General features: G+C 65.9%; 22 protein-coding genes. 11 read left to right on the top strand and 11 right to left on the bottom strand.

The annotated features are described in order from the left end of the window. The coding region (locus L995_RS10770; protein ID WP_231574408.1) for a LysE family translocator at positions 1 to 633 on the top strand (633 nt) is incomplete at its 5' end. A 43-nt stretch (positions 634 to 676) separates the two neighbouring features. Here L995_RS10770 and L995_RS10765 read toward each other — a convergent pair. After that, positions 677 to 1570: a LysR family transcriptional regulator gene (locus L995_RS10765; RefSeq protein WP_016446401.1), complete on the bottom strand. Its 894-nt coding sequence runs from the start codon at positions 1568 to 1570 to the stop codon at positions 677 to 679. A gap of 133 nt (positions 1571 to 1703) precedes the next feature. Between L995_RS10765 and L995_RS10760 the strand changes: the two genes are divergently transcribed. The 4 genes from L995_RS10760 (at position 1704) to L995_RS10745 (ending at position 4849) form a co-directional block, all read left to right on the top strand. Next, positions 1704 to 2558: an amidohydrolase family protein gene (locus tag L995_RS10760; RefSeq protein ID WP_047471553.1), complete on the top strand. Its 855-nt coding sequence runs from the start codon at positions 1704 to 1706 to the stop codon at positions 2556 to 2558. A gap of 77 nt (positions 2559 to 2635) precedes the next feature. Beyond that, complete coding sequence (locus tag L995_RS10755; RefSeq protein ID WP_047471551.1) at positions 2636 to 3640, top strand: Bug family tripartite tricarboxylate transporter substrate binding protein; 1005 nt, start codon at positions 2636 to 2638, stop codon at positions 3638 to 3640. Between the two features lie 11 nt (positions 3641 to 3651). Continuing rightward, positions 3652 to 4170 carry a carboxymuconolactone decarboxylase family protein gene (locus tag L995_RS10750; protein ID WP_047471549.1) on the top strand — a complete coding sequence of 173 codons (519 nt, stop codon included), beginning with the start codon at positions 3652 to 3654 and terminating at the stop codon, positions 4168 to 4170. A gap of 4 nt (positions 4171 to 4174) precedes the next feature. Then, positions 4175 to 4849: a hypothetical protein gene (locus tag L995_RS10745; RefSeq protein WP_047471547.1), complete on the top strand. Its 675-nt coding sequence runs from the start codon at positions 4175 to 4177 to the stop codon at positions 4847 to 4849. A 29-nt stretch (positions 4850 to 4878) separates the two neighbouring features. Here L995_RS10745 and L995_RS10740 read toward each other — a convergent pair whose 3' ends face one another. Next, on the bottom strand, positions 4879 to 5874 hold the full coding sequence (locus tag L995_RS10740) for an NAD(P)H-quinone oxidoreductase (RefSeq protein ID WP_156136030.1): 996 nt from the start codon (positions 5872 to 5874) through the stop codon (positions 4879 to 4881). A 140-nt stretch (positions 5875 to 6014) separates the two neighbouring features. Between L995_RS10740 and L995_RS10735 the strand changes: the two genes are divergently transcribed. Then, a complete protein-coding gene (locus L995_RS10735) occupies positions 6015 to 6890 on the top strand; it encodes a LysR family transcriptional regulator (protein WP_047471542.1) in 876 nt (291 codons plus the stop codon). 27 nt (positions 6891 to 6917) lie between these two features. Here the strand turns inward: L995_RS10735 and L995_RS10730 are convergent, their stop codons facing one another. From L995_RS10730 to L995_RS10705, 6 genes are read right to left on the bottom strand one after another with little or no spacing between them, the layout of a single operon-like run. Continuing rightward, entirely contained in the window at positions 6918 to 8891 is a 1974-nt protein-coding gene (locus L995_RS10730; protein ID WP_047471540.1) for a hybrid sensor histidine kinase/response regulator, read from the bottom strand. 45 nt (positions 8892 to 8936) lie between these two features. Continuing rightward, entirely contained in the window at positions 8937 to 9788 is an 852-nt protein-coding gene (locus tag L995_RS10725; RefSeq protein WP_047471536.1) for a sensor histidine kinase, read from the bottom strand. After that, the gene (locus L995_RS10720; RefSeq protein ID WP_331428948.1) at positions 9785 to 10771 is read right to left on the bottom strand and encodes an ATP-binding protein; all 987 of its coding nucleotides are present in this window, start codon (positions 10769 to 10771) and stop codon (positions 9785 to 9787) included. The genes L995_RS10725 and L995_RS10720 overlap by 4 nt, the downstream gene beginning before the upstream one ends. Before the next feature lie 47 nt (positions 10772 to 10818). Further along, positions 10819 to 11223 carry an anti-sigma regulatory factor gene (locus tag L995_RS10715; protein ID WP_082001532.1) on the bottom strand — a complete coding sequence of 135 codons (405 nt, stop codon included), beginning with the start codon at positions 11221 to 11223 and terminating at the stop codon, positions 10819 to 10821. Next, positions 11213 to 11587 (bottom strand): STAS domain-containing protein, encoded by a 375-nt coding sequence (locus L995_RS10710; protein WP_047471574.1) that lies wholly within the window; start codon positions 11585 to 11587, stop codon positions 11213 to 11215. Before L995_RS10710 ends, L995_RS10715 begins: the two co-directional genes overlap by 11 nt. Positions 11588 to 11595: 8 nt before the next feature. After that, entirely contained in the window at positions 11596 to 12438 is an 843-nt protein-coding gene (locus L995_RS10705; protein ID WP_047471532.1) for an STAS domain-containing protein, read from the bottom strand. A gap of 477 nt (positions 12439 to 12915) precedes the next feature. Between L995_RS10705 and L995_RS10700 the strand changes: the two genes are divergently transcribed. Beyond that, entirely contained in the window at positions 12916 to 13617 is a 702-nt protein-coding gene (locus L995_RS10700; RefSeq protein ID WP_047471531.1) for a pentapeptide repeat-containing protein, read from the top strand. Between the two features lie 51 nt (positions 13618 to 13668). Here the strand turns inward: L995_RS10700 and L995_RS10695 are convergent, their stop codons facing one another. Then, entirely contained in the window at positions 13669 to 13932 is a 264-nt protein-coding gene (locus L995_RS10695; protein WP_197065130.1) for a VF530 family DNA-binding protein, read from the bottom strand. Positions 13933 to 14055: 123 nt separating this feature from the next. Between L995_RS10695 and L995_RS10690 the strand changes: the two genes are divergently transcribed. Next, positions 14056 to 15612, top strand: a complete 1557-nt coding sequence (locus L995_RS10690) for a methyl-accepting chemotaxis protein (protein ID WP_047471530.1) — start codon at positions 14056 to 14058, stop codon at positions 15610 to 15612. A 26-nt stretch (positions 15613 to 15638) separates the two neighbouring features. Further along, positions 15639 to 15944 carry an NIPSNAP family protein gene (locus tag L995_RS10685; protein ID WP_047471528.1) on the top strand — a complete coding sequence of 102 codons (306 nt, stop codon included), beginning with the start codon at positions 15639 to 15641 and terminating at the stop codon, positions 15942 to 15944. Positions 15945 to 16032: 88 nt separating this feature from the next. Here the strand turns inward: L995_RS10685 and L995_RS10680 are convergent, their stop codons facing one another. Then, positions 16033 to 16926, bottom strand: a complete 894-nt coding sequence (locus tag L995_RS10680; protein ID WP_047471526.1) for an amino acid ABC transporter substrate-binding protein — start codon at positions 16924 to 16926, stop codon at positions 16033 to 16035. A 181-nt stretch (positions 16927 to 17107) separates the two neighbouring features. Here L995_RS10680 and corA point away from each other — a divergent pair, with 181 nt between their 5' ends. Together corA and ppk2 are read left to right on the top strand one after the other, a co-directional pair. Further along, the gene (gene corA / locus L995_RS10675; protein ID WP_012206223.1) at positions 17108 to 18082 is read left to right on the top strand and encodes a magnesium/cobalt transporter CorA; all 975 of its coding nucleotides are present in this window, start codon (positions 17108 to 17110) and stop codon (positions 18080 to 18082) included. Between the two features lie 114 nt (positions 18083 to 18196). Next, complete coding sequence (ppk2, locus tag L995_RS10670; RefSeq protein ID WP_046238364.1) at positions 18197 to 19117, top strand: polyphosphate kinase 2; 921 nt, start codon at positions 18197 to 18199, stop codon at positions 19115 to 19117. A gap of 60 nt (positions 19118 to 19177) precedes the next feature. Here the strand turns inward: ppk2 and L995_RS10665 are convergent. Beyond that, positions 19178 to 20691, bottom strand: a 1514-nt coding sequence (locus L995_RS10665; RefSeq protein WP_047471570.1) for an AAA domain-containing protein, incomplete at its 5' end; no start/stop codon positions are given.

The following is a 20691-nucleotide window of genomic DNA, read 5'->3' as shown; positions in this document are numbered from 1 at the left end:
ATCGCCCACTGGCTTGTTTTCTGCGGCGTCTCGCTGCTGATGTGCTTCACTCCCGGCCCGGCAGTGCTGCTGGCCATCTCCAACTCGGTGGACGTGGGCGCCAGGCGAACGGCCCTGAGTTCGCTGGGCAGCTCGGTGGGCATCTTCGTGGTCTCCGGGCTGGCCATGATCGGCATGGGCACCATTCTCAGCATGTCGGCCCACGCATTTCTGGTCATGAAGGTGGCAGGCGCCATGTACCTGATCTGGCTGGGCGTCAAGCGCTGGCGCAGCAAGGACGCGCTGCTGGGCAGCGACGCCGGCCTGGCGCCTGCCCACCGGCGTGAACGCGGGAACTGGCAGCTGGTGGCGCAGGGCCTGGGCGTGTCGCTGACCAATCCCAAGGCCATCCTGTTCTTCTCCGCGCTGTTCCCGCAATTCGTCATCCCGGGCGAGCCGCTGCTCACGCAGTACCTGGTGCTGACCACCACGTTCGCGGTCTGCGCCCTGATCTCGCACGCCTGCTATGTGCTGCTGATCTCCATGATCAAGGGCCACGTGCTGGCGCACGCCAGGCTGTTCAACCGCATCGTGGGCGGCACCTTCATCGCGCTGGGCCTGGGATTGCTCAGGACGCGGCACAAGCTGGGCTGAGTGCGGGCCAGGGCTTCGCACTGGCCGTTCAACAGCTGTCGGATCAACCCGGCAAGCCCAGCCGCTCGCTCACCACCCGCTTGATCAGCTGCTCTGCAAAGCGCGTGACGCGGGTGGACGGGCGTGCGCGCGGAATGGCCAGCACCAGGCGGTTGCGCACGACGGGCGAGATGATCTGCGCGATCGACAGCTGCGACGGCGAGGCCGTGCCCTGAATGGCGCTCAGCGGCAGCACGGAGTCGCCCATGCCCCGGGCCACCAGCGAGAGCACGGTGTGCACGGAATCGACCTCGGCCAGCATGTGCAGCGGCACGCCGCGCGGCACGGTGTAGCTCTCCAGCAGCTTGCGCAGCGCGTTGGGGCCGCGCGCCATGACGAGCTTGCGCTGGGACAGCGCCGCCATGCGGACCTTGGCGGGCAGCGCATGCCTGCTGACCAGCACCAGCGGCTCGCGCAGCAGGGTCTCCGTGGTGATCTGCGGCGAGTGCGGGGGATCGAACAGCAGGGCCATGTCCACGCGCCCGGCGATCAGCCATTCGCGCAGGCTGATGCTCAGGTTCTCCTCGATGGAGATGGTGACGTCGGGGTACTGCTGCAAAAAGCCCTGCACCAGGTCTGCGGCGATGGAGCGCGCCACCCAGGGCGGCAGGCCGATGCTGATGCGCCCGCGCGGGCTGCGCAGCCGGTCCTGCATGTCCGATTCGGCCTGCGCGGCCAGCGCAAAGATGCCGGCCGCATGCTGCAGCAGCGCCTGGCCCGGCTCGGTCAGCACCACGCCGCGCCCGGTGCGCTCAAGCAGCCGCTGTCCCAGCTCCCCCTCCAGCAACAGCACCTGTCGGCTGAGGGCCGGTTGCGACAAATGCAGGGCGGCGGCGGCGCGGCTGAAGCTGCCGGCCTCGGCCACCGCAGCGAAATAGCTCAGGCGCGTCAGGTCCATGGTTCTCCTTGGCAAGGGCTTTCAGCATGCTTCTGGCTGATAGCAGGTATCAGCCAAGTCTATGCCTCATTCGCGGCAAGCCCGCCCACAATCGCCACAAGCCTTCGCTGTCGCTGCCTTGTTGCAAAGCCCCATGCCTGAACTCACCTACGCCCTGTCCCCCTCCAAGCCCGCGCTGCAGCTGCCTGCGGGCGCCTGCGATACCCATGTGCATGTGTTCGGTCCCGGCACCCAGTTTCCCTATGCGGCCGGGCGCAGCTTCACCCCGGCGGACGCGGGCAAGCACACGCTGTTTGCACTGCACCGCCACCTGGGCGTGTCGCGCTGCGTGATCGTGCAGTCCGCCTGCCACGGCCTGGACAACAGTGCGGTGCAGGACGCGATTGCCGCCGGTGGCGGCAACTACCTGGGCGTGGCGCTGGTGGCCGCCGATGTGTCCGATGGCGAGCTGGCGCGGCTGGCGGGTGCGGGGTTTCGGGGCGTGCGCTTCAACTTCATGCGGCACCTGGCCGGCGCCCGCATTGAAGACGTTCTGGCGCTGACCCCGCGCCTGGCCGCGGCCGGCCTGCATCTGCAGGTGCATTTCGAAAGCAGCCTGGTGCATACGGTGGGCCGGCAGTTGCAGGCCAGTGCCGTGCCCGTGGTGATCGACCACATGGGGCGCGTGGATGCGCGCCTGGGCGCAGGGCATGCAGATTTCCAGGCGCTGATGCAGCTGCTGGCCGACCAGCCGCAGTTCCACGTCAAGGTCAGCGGCGTGGACCGCATCGACAGCCAGCCGCCCTATGCCCAGGGCAAGCCGCTGGCGCGCCTGCTGGTGGAGCGCTTTCCCGCGCAATGCCTGTGGGGCACGGACTGGCCCCACCCCAACCACACGCATGTGCCCGACGACGGCCTGCTGGTCGATGCGCTGGCCGACATCGCGCCCACGCCAGCGCTGCGGCAGGCCCTGCTGGTGGACAACCCGCAGCGGCTGTACCGGTTCTGAGGACCGCACAAGGCGCCTGTCGCCTGTGGCTCATCGCCCGTCGCCCTGCCCACAGATACCCATAAAAGGAGACATCCATGACAAGCATCCCTTCCACCCGCCGCAGGCGCTGCCTGTCCATGGCGCTGGCGGCCCTGGCGCCCCTCGCTGCCCTGGTTTGCGCCGCATGGCCCGCGCCTGCGCCCGCGCAGCCGCAGATGACGCGCATCGTCGTGGCCTTTCCGCCGGGCGGCCCGGTGGACTTCGTGGCGCGCACGCTGGCCGAGCAGTTGGGCAAGGAGCTGGGCAGCATCGTCGTGGTCGAGAACAAGGCCGGTGCCAACGGCGCCATTGCGGCCGAATACGTATCGCGCGCACAGCCGGACACGCGCACGCTGTGGCTGACCAGCGTGGGCGCCGTGGCCATCAACCCGGCGCTGTACCCCAAGCTCGGCTACAAGCCGGCCACCGACCTCGCACCGGTGTCGCTGGTGGTCAGCAACGTGGAGATGCTGGTGGTCAACGCCAAGGCGCCCTACGGCAACGGCGCGCAGTTCGTGGCAGCCGCACGCCAGGCCCGTACACCGCTGACCATGGCCTCGTCCGGCACGGGCAGCGTGCCGCACCTGGCCATGGAATTGCTCAAAGAGCATGCGGGCATCCAGCTCGCCCACATTCCCTACAAGGGCGCCGCGCCCGCCATCACGGATGTGGTGGCGGGCCATGTCGATGGTTTCTTTGGCGACATTCCCGGGCTGATCGGACAGATCTCCGCCGGCAAGCTCAAGCCCGTTGCCATTGCCGCCAGCCGGCGCCACCCGCGCTTTCCCGAGGTCAGGACCTTTGCCGAGATCGGCATCACCGGCGTGGATTCGGACAACTGGTACGCCCTGTTCGCCCCCAAGGGCACGCCAGCGGCCGAGACCGAAAAAATGAGTCAGGCCGTGCAGCGGGCGCTGAACACGTCCTCGGTCAAAAGCCGCCTGGAAGCCTCTGGCACTGAAGTCGTGGGCAGCACGCCGGCCGAGCTGGCCAGGGCGCTGCAGGCCGACACCCTCAAATGGAGCCGCGTGGTACGCGCCAACGGCATCACCCCCGACTGAAGCGAGCCCCCATGAGAATCCAACCCGTACTCCCCGGAACCCACCCCGAACTGGCGGCTGTGGAATCGCGCATCCTGGCCGAACGCGGCCGCATTTCCGAGCTGTACCAGGTGCTGCTCAACAGCCCGCCCATCGCCCACGGATGGGAGCAGATGCTGTCGGCCGTGCGCAATCGCAGCAGCCTGGATGCAGGGCTGCGCGAGCTGGTCATCCTGCGCGTGGCCGTGCTCAACGGCGCGCCCTATGAATTCAATGCCCATGTGCCCCATGCCCACAAGGCGGGCAAGAGCGATGCGGCCATCGAGGCGACCCGCAGCATCCCCTGCGCCGCGGATGCGCCGTGGACCGAGCAAGAGCACCTTGCCATCCGCCTGACCGATGCCATGACGCGCGACATCACCGTCGCCGACGCGCTGTTCGCCCAGGTGCAGGCCCGCTTCAGCGCGCAGGAGCAGGTGGACCTGGTGGCCACCATCGCGGCCTACAACATGGTCTCGCGCTTTCTCACCGCATTCCATATCGGGCACTGAAGGCATGGCTGATTCCCGCATACCTGCCGACTGCCTGCTGCTGCGATGGACGATGGCAGCGCCCTGCCTGGCAAGCGCCAAGGCACTCGCAAGAAGCGCCTACGGTCCTGCGTTTGGCGACGCCCTCACCCAGGCGGCAGGCCTGGGCGTGCGCCTGACCGTCCAGCGATTCGCCTGGTCGGCCAGCACGGGGCGCATCTACGTCTATGTGGAGCTGCCGGGCCGCATCGGCGTCTCGCGGCCTGCAGTGCTTGCCGTGCAGGCGGCGGCGCAGGCCATGCTGCCGGCCGCATCAAACCTTGCGGCGTCCAGGCTGACGCTGGCCTTCGACCGGCCCGGCGCCTCGCACGGGCAGCAGCGCCATGCCCACTACACGGTGGAGATGGACCCGGCCGAAGGCTGGGCGCCCGAGATCTTTCGCTGGTACGACGAAGAACACATGCCGGGCCTGGCCGCCGTGCAGGGCAACATCCATTCACGCCGCTACCTGAACCACGACGGCGGCCCGCTGTCCCTGGCCTGCTATGACCTGCAAAACCCCGGCGTGCTGGGCTGCCCGGCCTGGCTGCAGGTGCGCGCCACGGCCTGGAGCGACATCACGCGGCCGCATTTCACGCACACCGTGCGCACCATGTTCGCGACCGTGGACGCGGGGGATGGGGCCTGGCCGCCCTATTGAACGCCCTATTGAGCGCCCTATTGAGTGCCCTATTGACCGCCCTGCCCGGGAATCAGCAGCAGCTTGCCCACGCTCTGGCCCGACTCCATGCGCCGGTGCGCCTGCGCGGCCTCGGCCAGCGGCCAGGTGCTGTCGATCACGGGGCGGATGGTGCCGGCCGCCAGCGCGGGCAGCCAGCGCTGGGCAAAGCGCCGGACCATGGCCTGCTTGACTTCGGGCGGGCGCGACTTCATCACCGTGCCGAAGATCCTCAGGTGCCTGTACAGCAGCACGTCCATCGGCACGGCCGCCGCCAGCGCGCCGCCCAGCAGGCCCACGCAGACCAGGCGCCCGCCCATGCCCAGCGAGCGCAGGTTGCGCTCCAGGTACGGCGCGCCGATGAAGTCCACCACCACATCCACGCCCTTGCCGCCGGTCTGCTCGGCCACCACGGCCTGGAAGTCTTCGCTGCGGTAGTCGATGAACACATCGGCGCCCAGGCCCGTCACCGCCTCGCGCTTGTCGCCGCTGGCCGTGGCGAACACGCGCGCACCGGCCGCATGCGCCAGCTGCACGGCCGCCGAGCCCACGCCGCTGCCCGCCGCGTGGATGAGCACGGCCTCGCCGGGCTGCAGATTGGCCAGGTGGAACAGCGCCTCATGCGCGGTCACAAAGACTTCGGCCACCGCGCCGGCATCGGTCAGCGAAAGCGCTTCGGGCACATGCATGGCCATGCGGTGGTCGATGCGCGACAGCTCGGCATAGGCGCCGCCGCCCACGATGCCCATGACGCGGTCGCCCACGGCAAAGCCCTGCACCTCGGCGCCCACCTCGACCACGGTGCCGGCGATCTCCAGGCCCATGAGGTCGGATTCCCCGAAGTGGGCGCGGCCATAGGCGCCCTTGCGGTGCGAGACATCTGCACGGTTCACGCCGATGGAGGCGTTGCGCACCAGAAGGTCATGGGGCCGGACCTCGGGCCGGGCCACGTCGCGGGCCACGAGCACTTCGGGGCCGCCGAAATCGTCAAAAACAATGGCTTGCATGCTTGTGCTGTCTTTCATTGCGCAATGGGTATTCAAAAAAGGGTTGAAGGTCCGATACCCAAAGCTTACGACTGCTCCAGGCCTCTCAAACGCAGCGATTTCGCTCTACAGTGCTGCAAATCTGCATCACTCCAACCACCATGAACTGGGATGACACCCGCATCTTTCTTGCGCTGACCCGTGCGCCCTCCCTGCGCGCGGCCGCACGCAGCCTGGGCGTGGACCAGGCCACCGTGGGCCGGCGCCTGAACGCGCTGGAAGCCGAGCTGGGCAGCAAGCTCTTTCTGCGCGCTAGAGACGGCTACCTGCTCACCGCCGCCGGCGAAGCCGCCCTGGGCGCCGCGCGGCGCATGGAGGGCGCGGCGCTGGACCTGCGCACGCGCATCGAGGGGCTGGACGACAGCCCGGCCGGCCTGGTGCGCGTGACCAGCACCGACTCGATCGCCACCGAATTCCTGCTGCCCGCCATAGAGCGCCTGCAGCAGCGCTGGCCCGGCATCCGGGTGGACCTGGAGGTGTCCACGCAGATGCTCAACCTGGGCCGCCGCCAGGCCGACATCGCGTTTCGCAACGTGCGCCCCGAGGCGCCCGAGCTGGTGGTGCGCCGCGTGGTCGCCTGGCCGGTGGGCCTGTTTGCCAGCGCCGCCTATGTGGCGCGCTTTGGTGAGCCGTCCGCAGAGGACGAATTGCGCGGCCACCACCTCGTGGTCTACGGCCCGTTTCTGGAGCAGCGGCCGGTTCCCACCATGGTGGACGTGCCCGCGCGCCATGCCCGGATTGCCATGGCCGCCAACTCCAGCCTGCTGGTGCGCAAAGCCGTGGCCGCCGGCATCGGCCTGGGCGAGATGCCCGTGAGCATGGGCGAGCGCGAAGGCCTGCTGCGCATCTGGCCGCAGCGCCAGCGCTCGGACGACTACGAGGTCTGGCAGGTCATGCACCCCGATCTGCAGCGCACGGCCAGGGTGCGCGTCACGGCGGAGTTCCTGGCCGAAGCGTTGGGTGCCTGGCCCGCATGACACGGGCGGGCAGGCAGCCCCCAAGGATCAACCTTGCCCCAGCAGCACCCGGATGAGAAGGTGCGGCTGCAGCGGCTTTTCCAGATAGTGGTCAAAGCCGGCCTTCAGCGCCTGCGTGCGGTCCTGCTCCCTTGCAAAGGCGCTGAGCGCGACGATCTTCACCTGCTTGGAGCCACCAAATTTGCCGCCAAAGTGCGCGGCCTCCGCCTCGCGCAGGGCCTTGACCAGCTGGAAGCCATCCTTGCCCGGCAGGCCGATGTCGCTGACGATGAGGCTGGGCCACTGCGCATGGACCAGGGCCATGGCCTCGTCGAAGTTCTCGGCGCTTCTGACGATGGCGCCCTGATCGGTCAGCACCACCCTGAGCATTTCGCTGGTGTCGGCATTGTCTTCAACGATGACGATGTCCCTGCCCTTCAGCGACTCGCCATTTTCAAGAGGCGCATTCAGCGGGTCGGACTGGGAAGCGCCGCCTTCATGCAGCGGAATCTCCACCAGCATGGCGACGCCCAGTCCCACGCCCTCACTGTGGGCACGCACCGAGCCGCCGTGCAACTCCACCAGGTGCTTGACGATGGAAAGCCCCAGCCCCAGCCCCGAATGGCCGCGCGTGGCGGGGGCCGAGGCCTGTGAGAACCGCTCGAAGACATGGGGAAGAAACTCAGGCGCTATGCCCACGCCTTCATCCACCACGCGCATCAGCAGATTTTCACCATCGATTTCAAGACCGACCCGGACCACGCTGCGCGCACTGGAGAACTTGATGGCGTTGGACACCAGGTTCCACAGGATTTGCTGAAAGCGCGTGACATCGATCCACGCCATGATTACATCGGACGGCGCCTCGAACTGCAGGCTGATGCTCTTGTCCGCAGCGTTGTCGCGCAGGGGCTCCAGGCTTTGCATGGCCAATGCGCAGACATTGACCTCTTCGCGGTACAGATTGAGCTTGCCCGTGGTCAGGCGCGAGATGTCCAGGATGTCGGCAATGATGCGGCTTTGCGCCTTCACGCCTTTCTCGATGGCGTCTATCCCCTTCTTGAGCATGGCCTCGCTGAGATTGGGGCGCTTGAGCAAATGGGTGCCGCCGTTGAGCAGGGACAGCGGCGTGCGCAGCTCGTGCGAGAGCACGGCCACGAAATCGTCCTTGGTGCGGCTGATGCGCTCGGCCGCCGCACGCGCCGCCTGTTCCTGCTCCAGCATTTGCTGGCGCTGGCGCTCGAACTCCATGGATTCCGTCAGGTCCTGGGCCACAGCCAGGCGGATGCCGGGCTCGATGGCATCGGAGAATCTCCAGGAAATAAGACGCTCCTGCCCATCTGCCTGGACGATGGGAAACTCGCCGCGCCAGGCCTTTTCAGGACTCTGCGCCAACTGGGCGGCAGCCTGTTCCTGGAGTGCCTGAGGAGCGAAACCGGCCAGCGGCTTGCCCCCCAGCTCGTCAATGCCGCGCTGCAGCAACGCCTGTGCCTGGGAGTTGGCATCGTTGATCAGGCCACGGGAGTTGACCAGCATCATGGGCGCCGGTGCCTGGTCATAGATGGCGCGAAAGCGCGACTCGCTGCGGCGCAGGCCGTCTTCGGCCAGCCGCGCGCGGATCAGCGCGTGCAGCGTGGCAATCAGCAGCTGCGGCTCCACCGGGTGCACCATGTAGGCGTCGGCCCCTGCGTTGAGGCCGGCCACCTGGTGGTTGCTTTTCACATACTCGGCCGACAGGTGGACCACGGGGATCAGGCTGGTGTTCCGCGCCCCGCGGATGGTGCGGCACACGTCGAAGCCCGAGATATCGGGCAGGTGCACATCCAGCACCACGGCCGCCACGCCGGTCTCGGACAGGGCAATCGCCTTTTCCCCGGTTTCCGCTTCCAGGGTCTGGAATCCTGCCGCCCGGATGACACGCGCCGTGGAATAGCGCGTGGCCGGATTGTCATCCACCACAAGAATGGTGTGCAGGCTGCGGTCGAAGGTGGGAAGAATCATTCCAGTCGTGTTCTTTGGCATGACGCTCCTGTTGTTTTTGAATGGATGAAGCCAGGTTTGCCAATGTCAGGCCTTGGGGTCGACCGGAAGATGGGCAGGAACGATCACGGAAAATGTGGAGCCTTCGCCCAATTCGCTTTCCACCTCCACCCAGCCGCCCAGAAGCTGGGCCAGCTGCTTGGACAGTGCCAGTCCCAGGCCCGTGCCGCGCAGGCGCTTCTGGATGGGCGAGTCGATCTGGGTGAAGTCATTGAAGATCGCGTCGTGGAATTCCGAGGCGATTCCTATGCCGGTATCGGCCACCGAAAACTTCACCAGCATGTCGCCCACCAGCTCGGCCGACACCTTGATTTCGCCCTGCTGGGTGAACTTCAGTGCATTGGAGATGAAATTCCTGAGGATCTGCGAAAGCTTGCGGTTGTCGGTGTAGAAGCGCGGCAGGTCACCGGGCTCCTCGAAGACCAGGCTCAGCTCCACGTTGTCCGCCATGGCCTTGAACATGCCGCGCAAGGCGGCGAACAAATCCATCATCTCGAACCAGCCCGGCGAGATTTCCAGCCGGCCGGCCTCGATTTTGGCCAGATCGAGCAGGTCATTGACCATCTCGGAAAACTCGGCGGCGGTGTCCTGGATGAACCCGACCTGGCGGGTCTGCTCCGTGGTCAGCGGTCCATCCACATGGTCCAGCAGCAGGCGCGCATTGCTGCGGATGGCGCCTATGGGCGTGCGGAACTCGTGGCTCATGTAAGAGAGGAAATGGCTCTTGAGTTCGGTGGCCTTGCGCAGCTTTTCGGCCTGCATGTCCAACTCGCCATAGAGCGCGACCACGCCGCGATTGGTCTCTTCCAGTTCCTCGCGCAAGGACCTGACCTCGGCGCGGCTCAGTTCCAGTTCGGCTTTGAGCTCTTCTTCGTTCATTGTTCTTCCTCGGCCTTGAGGACGACCACGGTGGCGTCGTCCCTGCTGCGGGTGTTGCGCCAGAGAATGCAGGCGGCCAGCAGGCCGGGGTCCCGGCTCAGCAGGCCTGCGTAGTCACCATGTTTCCAGCGGGCGGATACGCCGTCGGAGTGCAGCACCAGCACGCCATGGTGCAGCCAGGGATAGTCGGCCGCCTTGGGCTGCGAGATCTGAATGCCGGCCGTTCCGTGCTGGCCGATCAGGCTGCGATCGGTCACGCCATTGAACAGCCTGCCGCTGATGTTTCCGGCCCCGCAGCACTGCACGGCGTCTGCATGGCAGCGTGCCACGAAAAGGGCTGCGCCCCGCGTGCCACGCAGGGCAGCATGGGCCTGAGCCACGAACTCCTCCAGCGGCATGGCGGCATCGCCACCGGCATCACCCGCCCTGCGGGCCTCCAACGGAGCAAAGACATCGACCGCGCCCCGGGCTGCCTCGCCCGCCAGCGGACCATGGCCCAGGCCGTCGACCACCAGTACATCGGCCTGGCCCGGGCATGACTTGACCGCCCAGGCATCGCCGCTGATGGTCTCGCCCGCTACGGCCAGGCACACGGCGCCCATGCGCAACGACAGTGCCGACGGCGCCCTGCGGCCCGCGCGCACGCGCGCCAGGCTCACCGTGCCTGCAGGTTCGGAGAAAACGAAGAAGTCATCGGCCACCCTGGAGATGGCGCCCAGGCCCGTGCCCGGCGATCCCGAACCTGTGCTCACCCCGTCCTGCATGGCGTTGGCGATGTCCGCGATTCCCGGCCCGCGATCGACGCAGATGATCTCGATGTCATGAAAGGGCGCGCGCGCCGCTATCCAGATTTCGGCGCCCCGGGCGTGACGCAGGAGGTTGGTGGCCAGCTCGGTGGCCACCAACCCTGCCCGGCCCGCATCTTCTTCGTGCCAGTCCATGTCGGCCGCGAGCGCGGCCACATGGCGCCTTACTTCACCCACACGGCTGGTGTCGCCGATTGGAAATGAACGATGCGTCCAACCCCGGATTACTTCCACTTGGTGATACTCACTCGTGTGCCCTGTCCCGGCTCTGACTCGATCTTGAAGTCATTCACCAGCCGCTTGCTGCCCGGCAGCCCCAGGCCCATGCCCATGCCCGTGGTGAAGCCATCGGTCATGGCCAGTTTCAAATCCTTGATTCCGGGACCGGTGTCTTCAAAGATCAGCTGCAATGCCTGCCTGCCATTCACTTCGACAATGGCCCAGCACATGCGGCCACCTTTTCCATGGATCAGCGTATTGCGCGACAACTCGCTGGCCGCGGTGATCATCTTTGTCTGATCGACCAGCGAGAACTTCAGCATCTGGCAAAGCGAGCGCACCGTTTGCCGCGTGGCAACGATTTGCTGCTCGTTTTGTAACGGCATATCGCCGCTGCGTTCATGTTCCAAGGAAGGCTCCCGTCTGCTGGGTCCGCAAAAGGGCCATCCCCCGCTCGACGTTCAGCGCAGTCCTCACCCCGCCAAGAGACAGGCCCAGCTCCACCAGCGTGATCGCCACCGCAGGCTGCATGCCCACCACGACCGTAGCGGCCGACAGCATGCGGGCAATACCCGAGATGGTCACGAGCATGCGCCCCACGAAGGAATCCACCACCTCGACCGCCGAGATATCGATCATGACGCCGCTGGCGCCTGTGCTTGCAATGCGCTCGGCCAGGTCGTTTTGCAGCGCCATGGCGGTCTGGTCCTGCATGTCGATCTGAATGGACACCAGCAGCACATCGCCCATGCGCAGGATTGGAATGCGTTCCATGGCGTGCTTCACTCCTGTGCCTGGCGGCTGATGCGCCAGCCGGTCTTGCCCATGGCCAGCTTGAGGGCCTCTGCCAGCGTGGCCTTGGTGGTGATGTCCCGCATGTCGATGCCCAGGTGGACGATGGTCTGGGCAATCTGGGGCCGGATGCCGCTGATGATGCATTCCGCGCCCATCAGGCGGATGGCGCTCACGGTGCGCAGCAGGTGCTGGGCCACCAGCGTGTCCACCGTGGGCACGCCGGTGATGTCGATGATGGCCAGTTCCGATTCGGTCTCGACGATGGCCTGCAGCAGGGACTCCATCACCACCTGCGTGCGATTGCTGTCCAGCGTGCCGATCAGCGGGATCGCCAGCACGCCTTCCCACAGCTTGACCACCGGAGTGGACAGCTCCAGCAGCTCTTCCTGCTGGCGGATGATGATTTCCTCCCGCGCCTGCTGGAAGCTGCTGACCGTGTGCTGGGCCATGTTGTCCACCAGCACCGTGGCCAGCCAGATTTCCTGGATGGCCGCAGCCGGGTTGTCCGACAGCCTGCGCTGGATGTGCGAGAACAGCGGCCTTTTCAGCGACAGGATGAACTGGCTGGTCTCCCCGGCGCGCTGGCCCTGGGCGGCGCGGGCGCGGGACAGGTCCGCCAGCTGGCGGCGTGCGGCGTCCCAGCCCGCGTCCGAAAACCTTTCCGGGTTGGCACCGGAGGCGAAGGCACCCACGACGGCATTGAGAATTCCCAGCGCTTCCTTTTCAGCGTTCTTTCCAAGGGATGAATCGCTGATACTGGCCTGCGCAATCCAGTCATGGATCAGGCCGTCAATATCTTGTTGCAGTGCCTGCTGAATAATTCCGGTCATAAGAATATTTTGTAGATTTCTGACAAATGATGGATTCAGGCTGCCTGAATAAATGCATTCAATAACATACAGATGGCGTGCCAACCATGTTTTTCCTGCAGATTATTCACCGGTACTCCTGTCACGCGGGAAACATTTTGTAATATGGGATTGCGTCTGGCTGTAAGGGTTTTTCGACAGATGCATGCCAGGAGCCGCTCGCGGTAGCGGTCAGGGCCGAAAAGCCGGGCAGTCGAGCGGCCGGCTCGCAGCCCGCCGGCGACGGGACGGCCCCCAAGCGTCGGACTGCAGCCTGGCATCCCCGCGTGTGTTCACAGCTTTGCCCGTCCGTCAAACCCTTCCCTGCATGCCCTTGGAAAATGCCAAGGTCATTCCACACATGCGCATGGCAAGGCCATACACTGCCCAGTCTTTCCGAAATATGCTGCAAGCGCACATGCAAGGCTGAACCAATAACCTGCATGCCTGATATTGACCATGAAAACAGCATCTTCCACCCAAGCCATTGTCAATCAGATATTTGACCAGGACAGTTTGACTGAATTTTTGAAACAAGAGACCGCCCACGGCCTGAGTTTCGAGCAATGCGCATTCGACGGATTGAACCTCTATCGGCTCAATATGCAGGGTGCACAATTCGTGGAGTGCAGTTTTGCGGACACCTGCTTCGAGAGCTGCCAGCTGGCCGAGACCCGCTGGCTGCATTGCAAGGCCGGCCGGGCAGATTTTCGGCTGGCCAACCTGACGGATGCGCTGCTGTGCCAGAGCGATCTGAACAACACCAACTGGGAACTGGCCAAGCTGGCTTCGGTGCGCTTTCTGGAGGTCAAGCTGACCGGCGCCAGGTTTCGCGGTGCGGAAACCCTGGGCATCGAATTCCATGAATCCCTGCTGATTGGCGCCGATCTGCGCGGCATGTCATTCCGCAAGAAAACGCTGGAGGGCCTGAACTTCAGCGATGCCGATCTGGCCGGCTGCGACTTCCGCGATGCGGTTTTCAACAAGGGAAGCCTGCGCGAGGCCCACCTCAAGAATGCCCGGTTCGATGGCGCAGACCTGCGCTCGGTGGACTTGCAGGGCTTGACGATTGCCTCGGTCAGTCAGCATTTCAAGGGCTGCCTGATCTCTCACGAGCAGGCAGCGGAGCTGGTCGGCGGGCTGGGCGTGCGCGTGGTGTGAGAACGGATGAACGCCCCTGCCGCGCAGGCCCAGGAAACAGCGGCCGCGCCCTCAGTCCGCGGCAGCGGGCCTGCGCCTGTCCTTGCGCAGCATCTCCAGATAGAGCGCCTCCACCTTCTCGCGCGCCCAGGGCGTCTTGCGCAGGAACTTCAGGCTGGAGCTGACGCTGGGGTCCAGCGCAAAGCAGCGCACCGGAACCTGCCGCGCAAGCCCGGCCCAGCCGTAGCGGGCCTCCAGGGCAAGGACGATGGCTTGCAGCGTGACGCCGTGCAGCGGATTGCGGGGCTGGGCGGCGGGAGGCGGGGTTTCTTGCATGGCGCGATTTTCGCCCGCCTTTGCAGTGCTGCGGACCGCAGCTTTATTTGTAATTACATGCAACCATGCCGTAAGTTTCTGTAGCATTGTGGCGTTCCTGGCCTTCCGCTGCACTCCCCGACCATGCCCGCCCTGTCCCTTCGCCAGAAACTGCTGGCACCGCTGGTTTTCTGCCTTCTCGCGCTGCTTGCGCTCACCCTCTTCAACGCCTACCAGGCACGCGACAAGGCCTACGAGGCCCGGCAGCAGGCGCTGCGCGACTTCGTCGATGCGGGCGACAGCCTGATTGCGGCGATTGCCGCCGAGGCCAAGGCCGGCAAGCTGACAGAGGAAGAAGCCAAGGCCACCGCCATTGCCCGCGTGGGCCAGTTGCGCTATGCAGGCGGCGCAGGCTACATCACCAGCATCACCACGGATTCCGTGGTGCTGAACAATCCCGCAAGCCCGGGCATCAACGGCAAGAACATGGGCGGCTTCCAGGATGCCAAGGGCAACTACCTGTACCGCAACATTGCCGCCGTGGGCGCGTCGGCCCAGGGCAGCGGCTACCTCACGTACTGGTGGCCCCGCCCCGGCGCCAAGGAGCCCAGCGAGAAGCTGGCCTATGCCAGGCGCTCCACGGCCTGGAACTGGGACCTGATCGCTGGCGACTATGTGGACGACATCCAGCAGGCCTTTGTCGCCACCATCACCAAGTCGGTGGCGGCGCTGGCCGTGCTGGGCGCACTGCTGTCCCTGATTGCGTGGCTGGCCACGCGCAGCGTGCTCAATGCCATTGGCGGCGAGCCGGCGGTGGCGGCCGAGATTGCCAACCGCATCGCCTCGGGCGACCTGTCGCAGTCGGGGCTGGCGGGCGCAGCCCAGGCCCCCGAAGGCAGCGTGATCGCCGCCGTGCAGCGCATGAGCGAGCAGCTGCGCCGGCTGGTGACGCGCATCCATGACACGGCCGGCGTCATCCACCGCTCGGCCGGCGAGATCGCCACGGGCAGCGTGGACCTGTCGCAGCGCACGGAGCGCCAGGCCAGTTCGCTGGAAGAAACCGCCGCCTCCATGGAGCAGCTCACGGCCACCGTGCACCAGAACGCCGAGAACGCCCAGCACGCCAGCCAGATCGCCTCGGGCGCCTGTTCCGTGGCCGAGCGCGGCGGCTCCGTGGTGGACCAGGTGGTGGCCACCATGGGCGAGATCAACAGCTCCTCGCGCCGCGTGGTGGACATCATCGGCGTGATCGACGGCATTGCCTTCCAGACCAATATCCTCGCGCTGAATGCGGCCGTGGAAGCGGCGCGCGCGGGCCAGCACGGACGCGGCTTTGCCGTGGTGGCCGGCGAGGTGCGCACGCTGGCACAGCGCAGCGCCTCGGCCGCGCGCGAGATCAAGACGCTGATCCAGGCCTCGGTGGAGCGCGTGGACACGGGTGCCGCTTTGGTGGAGCAGGCCGGCCAGACCATGCGCGAGGTGGTCACCACGGTGCGCAACATCACGGGCATCGTCAGCGAGATCGCCTCGGCCAGCCGCGAGCAGAGCAGCGGCATCGAACAGGTGGGCCACGCCGTGACCGACATGGACCGCGTGACCCAGCAGAACGCCGCCCTGGTCGAACAGTCCTCGGCCGCCACGCAGGTGCTGCAGCAGGAGTCTGAGAAGCTCTCCCGCCTGACGGCATCGTTCAAACTCTAGGCTTCGCCTCCCTTCTCTTTTCAGACATGATCACCTGCTACCTGCGCTACATCATCGACCCGTTCAAGGCCAAGGAATTCGAGGAGTACGGCAAGACCTGGATTCCGCTGGTCGAGAAATTCGGCGGCAAGCACCACGGCTACTTCCTGCCGGCCGAAGGCGCCAACAATGTGGCGCTGGCCATGTTCAGCTTCCCCAGCATGGCGCTGTACGAGGAGTACCGCATCAAGTCCATGCAGGACCCCGAATGCCAGGCGGCCTTCCGCTACGCGGAGGACACGCGCTGCATCCTCAGCTACGAGCGCAGCTTCATGCGCCCCGTGTTCGGCTGAATGTGCCCGGCGCCGCAGCCGCCCCTCGAACCGGGCAAGCGGGCAAGCGCTGGCGGCTCGACAAATCCGGCGCCGCGCCTGCACGAGCCTACAGCAGAATATCCGCCGTGGGGTACTTCCAGAAGTCGCGCAGCAGGTAGCTGATCGGCAGGTTCAGATTCGTGGAGCTGGGTGGAATCGGCTGCAGGAACCACTTCTCGTAGATGGGGTGGATTTCGCGGCTGGTGATGATGCGCTTCATCTCTTCATCGACCAGTTTCTTGAACGCGGTATCGGCCTTCGGCAGCATGATCGCCAGGGGTTCGGTGGACAGGAACTTGCCCACCACCTTCAAGGCACGTGGATCGGGCCGTGCAGCGGCCAGCCCGTTGAGAAGCACGTCATCCATCACGAACGCGTCGGCTTCGCCCTTCTCCACCATCTCCAGGGCCCTCGCGTGATCGGGGGCCTCCACAATGGTGATGCCCATCAGGCGCTGCCTGTTGGCCTGCGTCACCAGGGCCATCGGGCTGGTGCCCTTGGTGGAAACCAGCTTTTTGCCCTTGAGATCCTCCATCGCGTTGATGGTGCTGTCGGCCTTCACTAGCATCCGGGCGCCGGTGATGAAATGGGGAACCGTGAACGCCACGGTCTGGCGCCGCTGCGCGTTGTTCGTGGTCGAGCCGCACTCCATGTCGGCCTTGCCCTGCTCGATCACGGCCATGCGATTGGCGGGCGTGACCATCAGGAACTCCACCTTCATGTCCTTCCTGCCTGTCTGCTTGCGCACCGCCTCGGCCAGGCGAAGGCACAGATCCAGCGCATAACCGACGGGCTTGCCGCTGCGGGTGTCAATGTAGGAGAAGGGGACCGACGATTCCCGGTGCGCAATCACCAGCGCGCCACCGGCCTGGATCTTGTCCAGCACACCGGCTGCAGATACACCGCTCAAGGCCCACAGGCCCAACGCACCCAACGCAATACCCCACTGGCGAAAGATCATCTGAGTCCTTGGCTCGCAAGCGCCGGGCGACGCCCAGCAGGTTGTGACAGGTTATACACGTATTGTTACCAGGCGCGCAAACCTGGGCTGCTGGCTGTTTCGATGGCAGCTTGGGCACTGGCTTTTCCCCCTCTCCCGTTATGGCAGGATCACCAGCACCAGAATTACCGAGGGAACTCCCATGCTGATCAACTGCGTTGCCTACGAAAACGGGGCCAAGCTGGCGGACATTCCTGTCGCCGACATCAGCAACTACATAGAGCGGCCCGGCTGCTTCGTCTGGGTGGCGCTGGCGGACGCCACGCCGGCCGAACTGGAGGAGATGCGCCAGGAGTTCGGCCTGCACGCCCTGGCCGTGGAGGATGCGCTGCACGGCCACCAGCGGCCCAAGCTGGAGGAGTACGGCAGCTCGCTGTTTGCCGTGATGCACCTGCTGGAGCCCGAGCCCGAGCGGCCCGGCCACTTCAACCATGGCGAGGTCGATGTCTTCGTGGGCTCCAACTACGTGCTGTCGGTGCGCAACCGCAGCAAGCGCGGTTTCCTGGGCGTGCGCGAGCGCTGCGAAAGCGAGCCGGAGCTGCTGCGCCACGGCTCGGGCTTTGTGCTGTATGCGCTGATGGATGCGGTGGTGGACCGCTACTTTCCCATCATCGACGCGCTGGAGGTGGAGCTGGAGCAGATCGAGCAGCAGATCTTCACCAAGGGCGCGGCGCGCGACAACATCAAGCAGCTGTATGAACTCAAGGGCCGCGCCATGGACCTCAAGCATGCCGTGGCCCCCCTGCTGGAAGCCGTGGGCAAGCTCAACGGCGGGCGCGTCCCCCAGATCTGCGTGGGCTCCAGGGACTACTTCCGCGATGTGATGGATCACCTGGGCCGCATCAACGCCCAGATCGACACCATGCGCGACACGGTGGGCACGGCCATCCAGGTGAACCTGTCCATGGTGTCCATCGAGGAAAACGAAGTCACCAAGCGGCTGGCAGCCTGGGCCAGTATCTTCGCCATCTGCACGGCCTTTTTCGGCGTCTGGGGCATGAACTTCGAGAACATGCCCGAACTGAAGTGGCAATACGGCTATCCGGCCGCGCTGCTGTTCGTGCTGGGTGTTTGCGGCCTGCTTTACTACAAGTTCCGCAAGGCGGGGTGGCTGTAGGCGGCGGGAAGGCGAGCGGTGCCAGGGTATTCACCCAGCCGCACCGTCACAGCCGCGTCACACATCCACGCCACCATCCCAGGCGCCAACTCCTGGACGCCCGGATTCCCCACCATGTACGACGAACTTCTGCCCGACCACCATGATTCGCTGATGCAGCGCATCGAACGCGATCTGCTCGACAGCTACGACGAAGAACTGGAGATGGAGATAGACGACGCCCGCCTGGGCAGCGGTGGCGACGATCTGGACGGTGCCGACACCGTGAGCCGCCAGACCTACTTCCGCGAGCTGCTGCGCCTGCAGGGCGAGCTGGTCAAGCTGCAGGACTGGGTGCAGCACCACAGGAAAAAGGTGGTCATCCTCTTCGAGGGCCGCGATGCGGCCGGCAAGGGCGGCGTAATCAAGCGCATCACCCAGCGCCTGAACCCTCGCGTGTGCCGCGTGGCTGCCCTGCCCGCGCCCAACGACCGCGAGCGCACGCAATGGTATTTCCAGCGCTATGTCTCCCACCTGCCTGCGGGCGGCGAGATCGTTCTCTTTGACCGCAGCTGGTACAACCGCGCCGGCGTGGAGCGCGTGATGGGCTTTTGCTCCGACGAGGAGTACGAGGAGTTCTTCCGCTCCGTGCCCGAGTTCGAGAAGATGCTGGTGCGCTCGGGCATCACGCTGGTGAAGTACTGGTTCTCCATCACCGACGAGGAGCAGCACCTGCGCTTTCTGGGCCGCGTGCACGACCCGCTCAAGCAGTGGAAGCTCAGTCCCATGGACTTCGAGAGCCGCCGCCGCTGGGAGGACTACACCAAGGCCAAGGAAGCCATGCTGGAGCGCACCCACATCGCCGAGGCGCCCTGGTGGCTGGTGCAGGCCGTGGACAAGAAGAAGGCCCGGCTCAACTGCATCTCCCACCTGCTGACGCAACTGCCCTACGAAGAGATAGAGCACCCGGCCATCGTGCTGCCCGAGCGCACGCGCAACCCGGAGTACACGCGCAACCCGGTTCCCCAGCACATGTACGTGCCGGATCTGTACTGAGCGGCGGCCGGCAGCGGGCTGTCGGCGTTCTCGCGGCCCGTCTTCTCAAGACCTGTTTCCTCAAGCCTTCTGCGCCTCGCCGTCCTCCACGGATGCCTCGGGCGACTCAGAGGACGCGGAGGCCTCGGAGGACTCGGACGACTCAGGCGTCTCTGGCGCTGGCTCTGCCTTGGCGACTGCAGCCGCCTGCGGCACCTCGGCAACCTCTACAACCTCGGCCGCACGCTTGCGCCGGTCCTGCTCCAGCAGCGCGGTCAGCGCCGCGTGGATGCGCTCCAGCGTTCCGCCCGGGTTGACCCACCAGTCCGTGGACCAGATGCGCAGAATCTGCCAGCCCAGGCCGCGCAGCACCTGCTCGCGCAGCTTGTCGCGGTCGCGCGCCGTGGCCGAGCGGTGGTAGGTGGCGCCGTCGCACTCCACGCCCGCCAGGTAGCTGCCCGCATGGTCCGGGTGCACCACGCCCAGGTCCACGCGGAACGAGGATGCGCCGATCTGCGTGTGCACGCGCCAGCCCTTGCGCTCCAGCGCCTGGGCCACGCTGGCCTCGAAGGGGCTGTCGAAATCGCCCTGGCTGCCATGGTGCGACTCGGCCAGCGCGCGCGGGCCGCGCTCGGCAAATTCCAGGAAGTGCTTGAGATCGCGCACGCCCGCCGCCTGGGTGCGCGACAGGTCCATCTGCTCGCCGCGCAGGCTGGAGAAGATGCGCAGCTCCTGCCGCGCGCGCGTCACCGCCACGTTCAGCCGCCGCTCGCCGCCGTCGCGGTTGAGCGGGCCGAAGTTCATGGACACCGCGCCCGAGATATCGGGCCCGTAGGTGATGGAAAAGTACATGATGTCCCGCTCGTCGCCCTGCACGCTTTCCAGGTTCTTGACGAAGACGGGCTCCAGCAGCGCATCGGAGAAAAACGGCTCCAGCCCCGGGTCCTTGCGGCGCTCCTCGTCCAGCAGGTCCTCGATCAGGCTTTGCTGCTCGGAGTTGAAGGTGACCACGCCGATGGTGGCACCCGACTGCGCAAACCCCGGCGACTTCAGACGCGCCACCAAGTCGGCCACCAGGGCCTTGGCCTCGGGCTGGTTGATGCGGGCGCCACCTTTTTCATAGCGGCCCTGCACGGCGTGGAAGCTGACGGCGCGGTCATCGGTGACGGGCGAGGGAAAGGTCACCAGCCCGCCGCCGTAGTAGCGGTGGTTGCTGAAGGCGATCAGGCTTTCATGGCGCGAGCGGTAGTGCCACGACAGGTTGCGCGTGGGCAGGCTGGCGCCCAGGCATTCGTCCAGGATGCTTTCCATGTCGCCTTCCACGCCCTGCGTGTCGTCGTCGAAGGTGTCGGAGGTGTCGGCACGGCCGAAGAAGCTGGTGGGCGGCAGCTGCTTGGGGTCGCCCACCATGACCACCTGCCTGGCACGCGCCATGGCGCCGATGGCGTCCCAGACGGGGATCTGAGAGGCCTCGTCGAAGATGACGATGTCGAAGTTGCTGGTCTCGGCGCTCAGGTACTGGGCAATGGACAGCGGGCTCATCAGCAGGCAGGGCGTCAGGCGCAGCACGGCCGACGGGATCTGCTCCAACGCGG

The sequence above is a fragment of the Delftia sp. ZNC0008 genome (genome assembly GCF_000799035.1).
GTDB classification, from domain to species: Bacteria; Pseudomonadota; Gammaproteobacteria; order Burkholderiales; family Burkholderiaceae_C; genus Comamonas; species Comamonas tsuruhatensis.
This window is presented reverse-complemented; position numbering and strand designations above follow the sequence as displayed.

Bases quoted from the DNA above. Each gene is read 5' to 3' on its own strand.
- L995_RS10765 (WP_016446401.1), bottom strand. From the start codon at position 1,570: ATGGACCTGACGCGCCTGAGCTATTTCGCTGCGGTGGCCGAGGCCGGC.
- L995_RS10760 (WP_047471553.1), top strand. From the start codon at position 1,704: ATGCCTGAACTCACCTACGCCCTGTCCCCCTCCAAGCCCGCGCTGCAG.
- L995_RS10755 (WP_047471551.1), top strand. From the start codon at position 2,636: ATGACAAGCATCCCTTCCACCCGCCGCAGGCGCTGCCTGTCCATGGCG.
- L995_RS10750 (WP_047471549.1), top strand. From the start codon at position 3,652: ATGAGAATCCAACCCGTACTCCCCGGAACCCACCCCGAACTGGCGGCT.
- L995_RS10745 (WP_047471547.1), top strand. From the start codon at position 4,175: ATGGCTGATTCCCGCATACCTGCCGACTGCCTGCTGCTGCGATGGACG.
- L995_RS10740 (WP_156136030.1), bottom strand. From the start codon at position 5,874: ATGCAAGCCATTGTTTTTGACGATTTCGGCGGCCCCGAAGTGCTCGTG.
- L995_RS10735 (WP_047471542.1), top strand. From the start codon at position 6,015: ATGAACTGGGATGACACCCGCATCTTTCTTGCGCTGACCCGTGCGCCC.
- L995_RS10730 (WP_047471540.1), bottom strand. From the start codon at position 8,891: ATGCCAAAGAACACGACTGGAATGATTCTTCCCACCTTCGACCGCAGC.
- L995_RS10725 (WP_047471536.1), bottom strand. From the start codon at position 9,788: ATGAACGAAGAAGAGCTCAAAGCCGAACTGGAACTGAGCCGCGCCGAG.
- L995_RS10710 (WP_047471574.1), bottom strand. From the start codon at position 11,587: ATGGAACGCATTCCAATCCTGCGCATGGGCGATGTGCTGCTGGTGTCC.
- L995_RS10705 (WP_047471532.1), bottom strand. From the start codon at position 12,438: ATGACCGGAATTATTCAGCAGGCACTGCAACAAGATATTGACGGCCTG.
- L995_RS10700 (WP_047471531.1), top strand. From the start codon at position 12,916: ATGAAAACAGCATCTTCCACCCAAGCCATTGTCAATCAGATATTTGAC.
- L995_RS10695 (WP_197065130.1), bottom strand. From the start codon at position 13,932: ATGCAAGAAACCCCGCCTCCCGCCGCCCAGCCCCGCAATCCGCTGCAC.
- L995_RS10690 (WP_047471530.1), top strand. From the start codon at position 14,056: ATGCCCGCCCTGTCCCTTCGCCAGAAACTGCTGGCACCGCTGGTTTTC.
- L995_RS10685 (WP_047471528.1), top strand. From the start codon at position 15,639: ATGATCACCTGCTACCTGCGCTACATCATCGACCCGTTCAAGGCCAAG.
- L995_RS10680 (WP_047471526.1), bottom strand. From the start codon at position 16,926: ATGATCTTTCGCCAGTGGGGTATTGCGTTGGGTGCGTTGGGCCTGTGG.
- corA (WP_012206223.1), top strand. From the start codon at position 17,108: ATGCTGATCAACTGCGTTGCCTACGAAAACGGGGCCAAGCTGGCGGAC.
- ppk2 (WP_046238364.1), top strand. From the start codon at position 18,197: ATGTACGACGAACTTCTGCCCGACCACCATGATTCGCTGATGCAGCGC.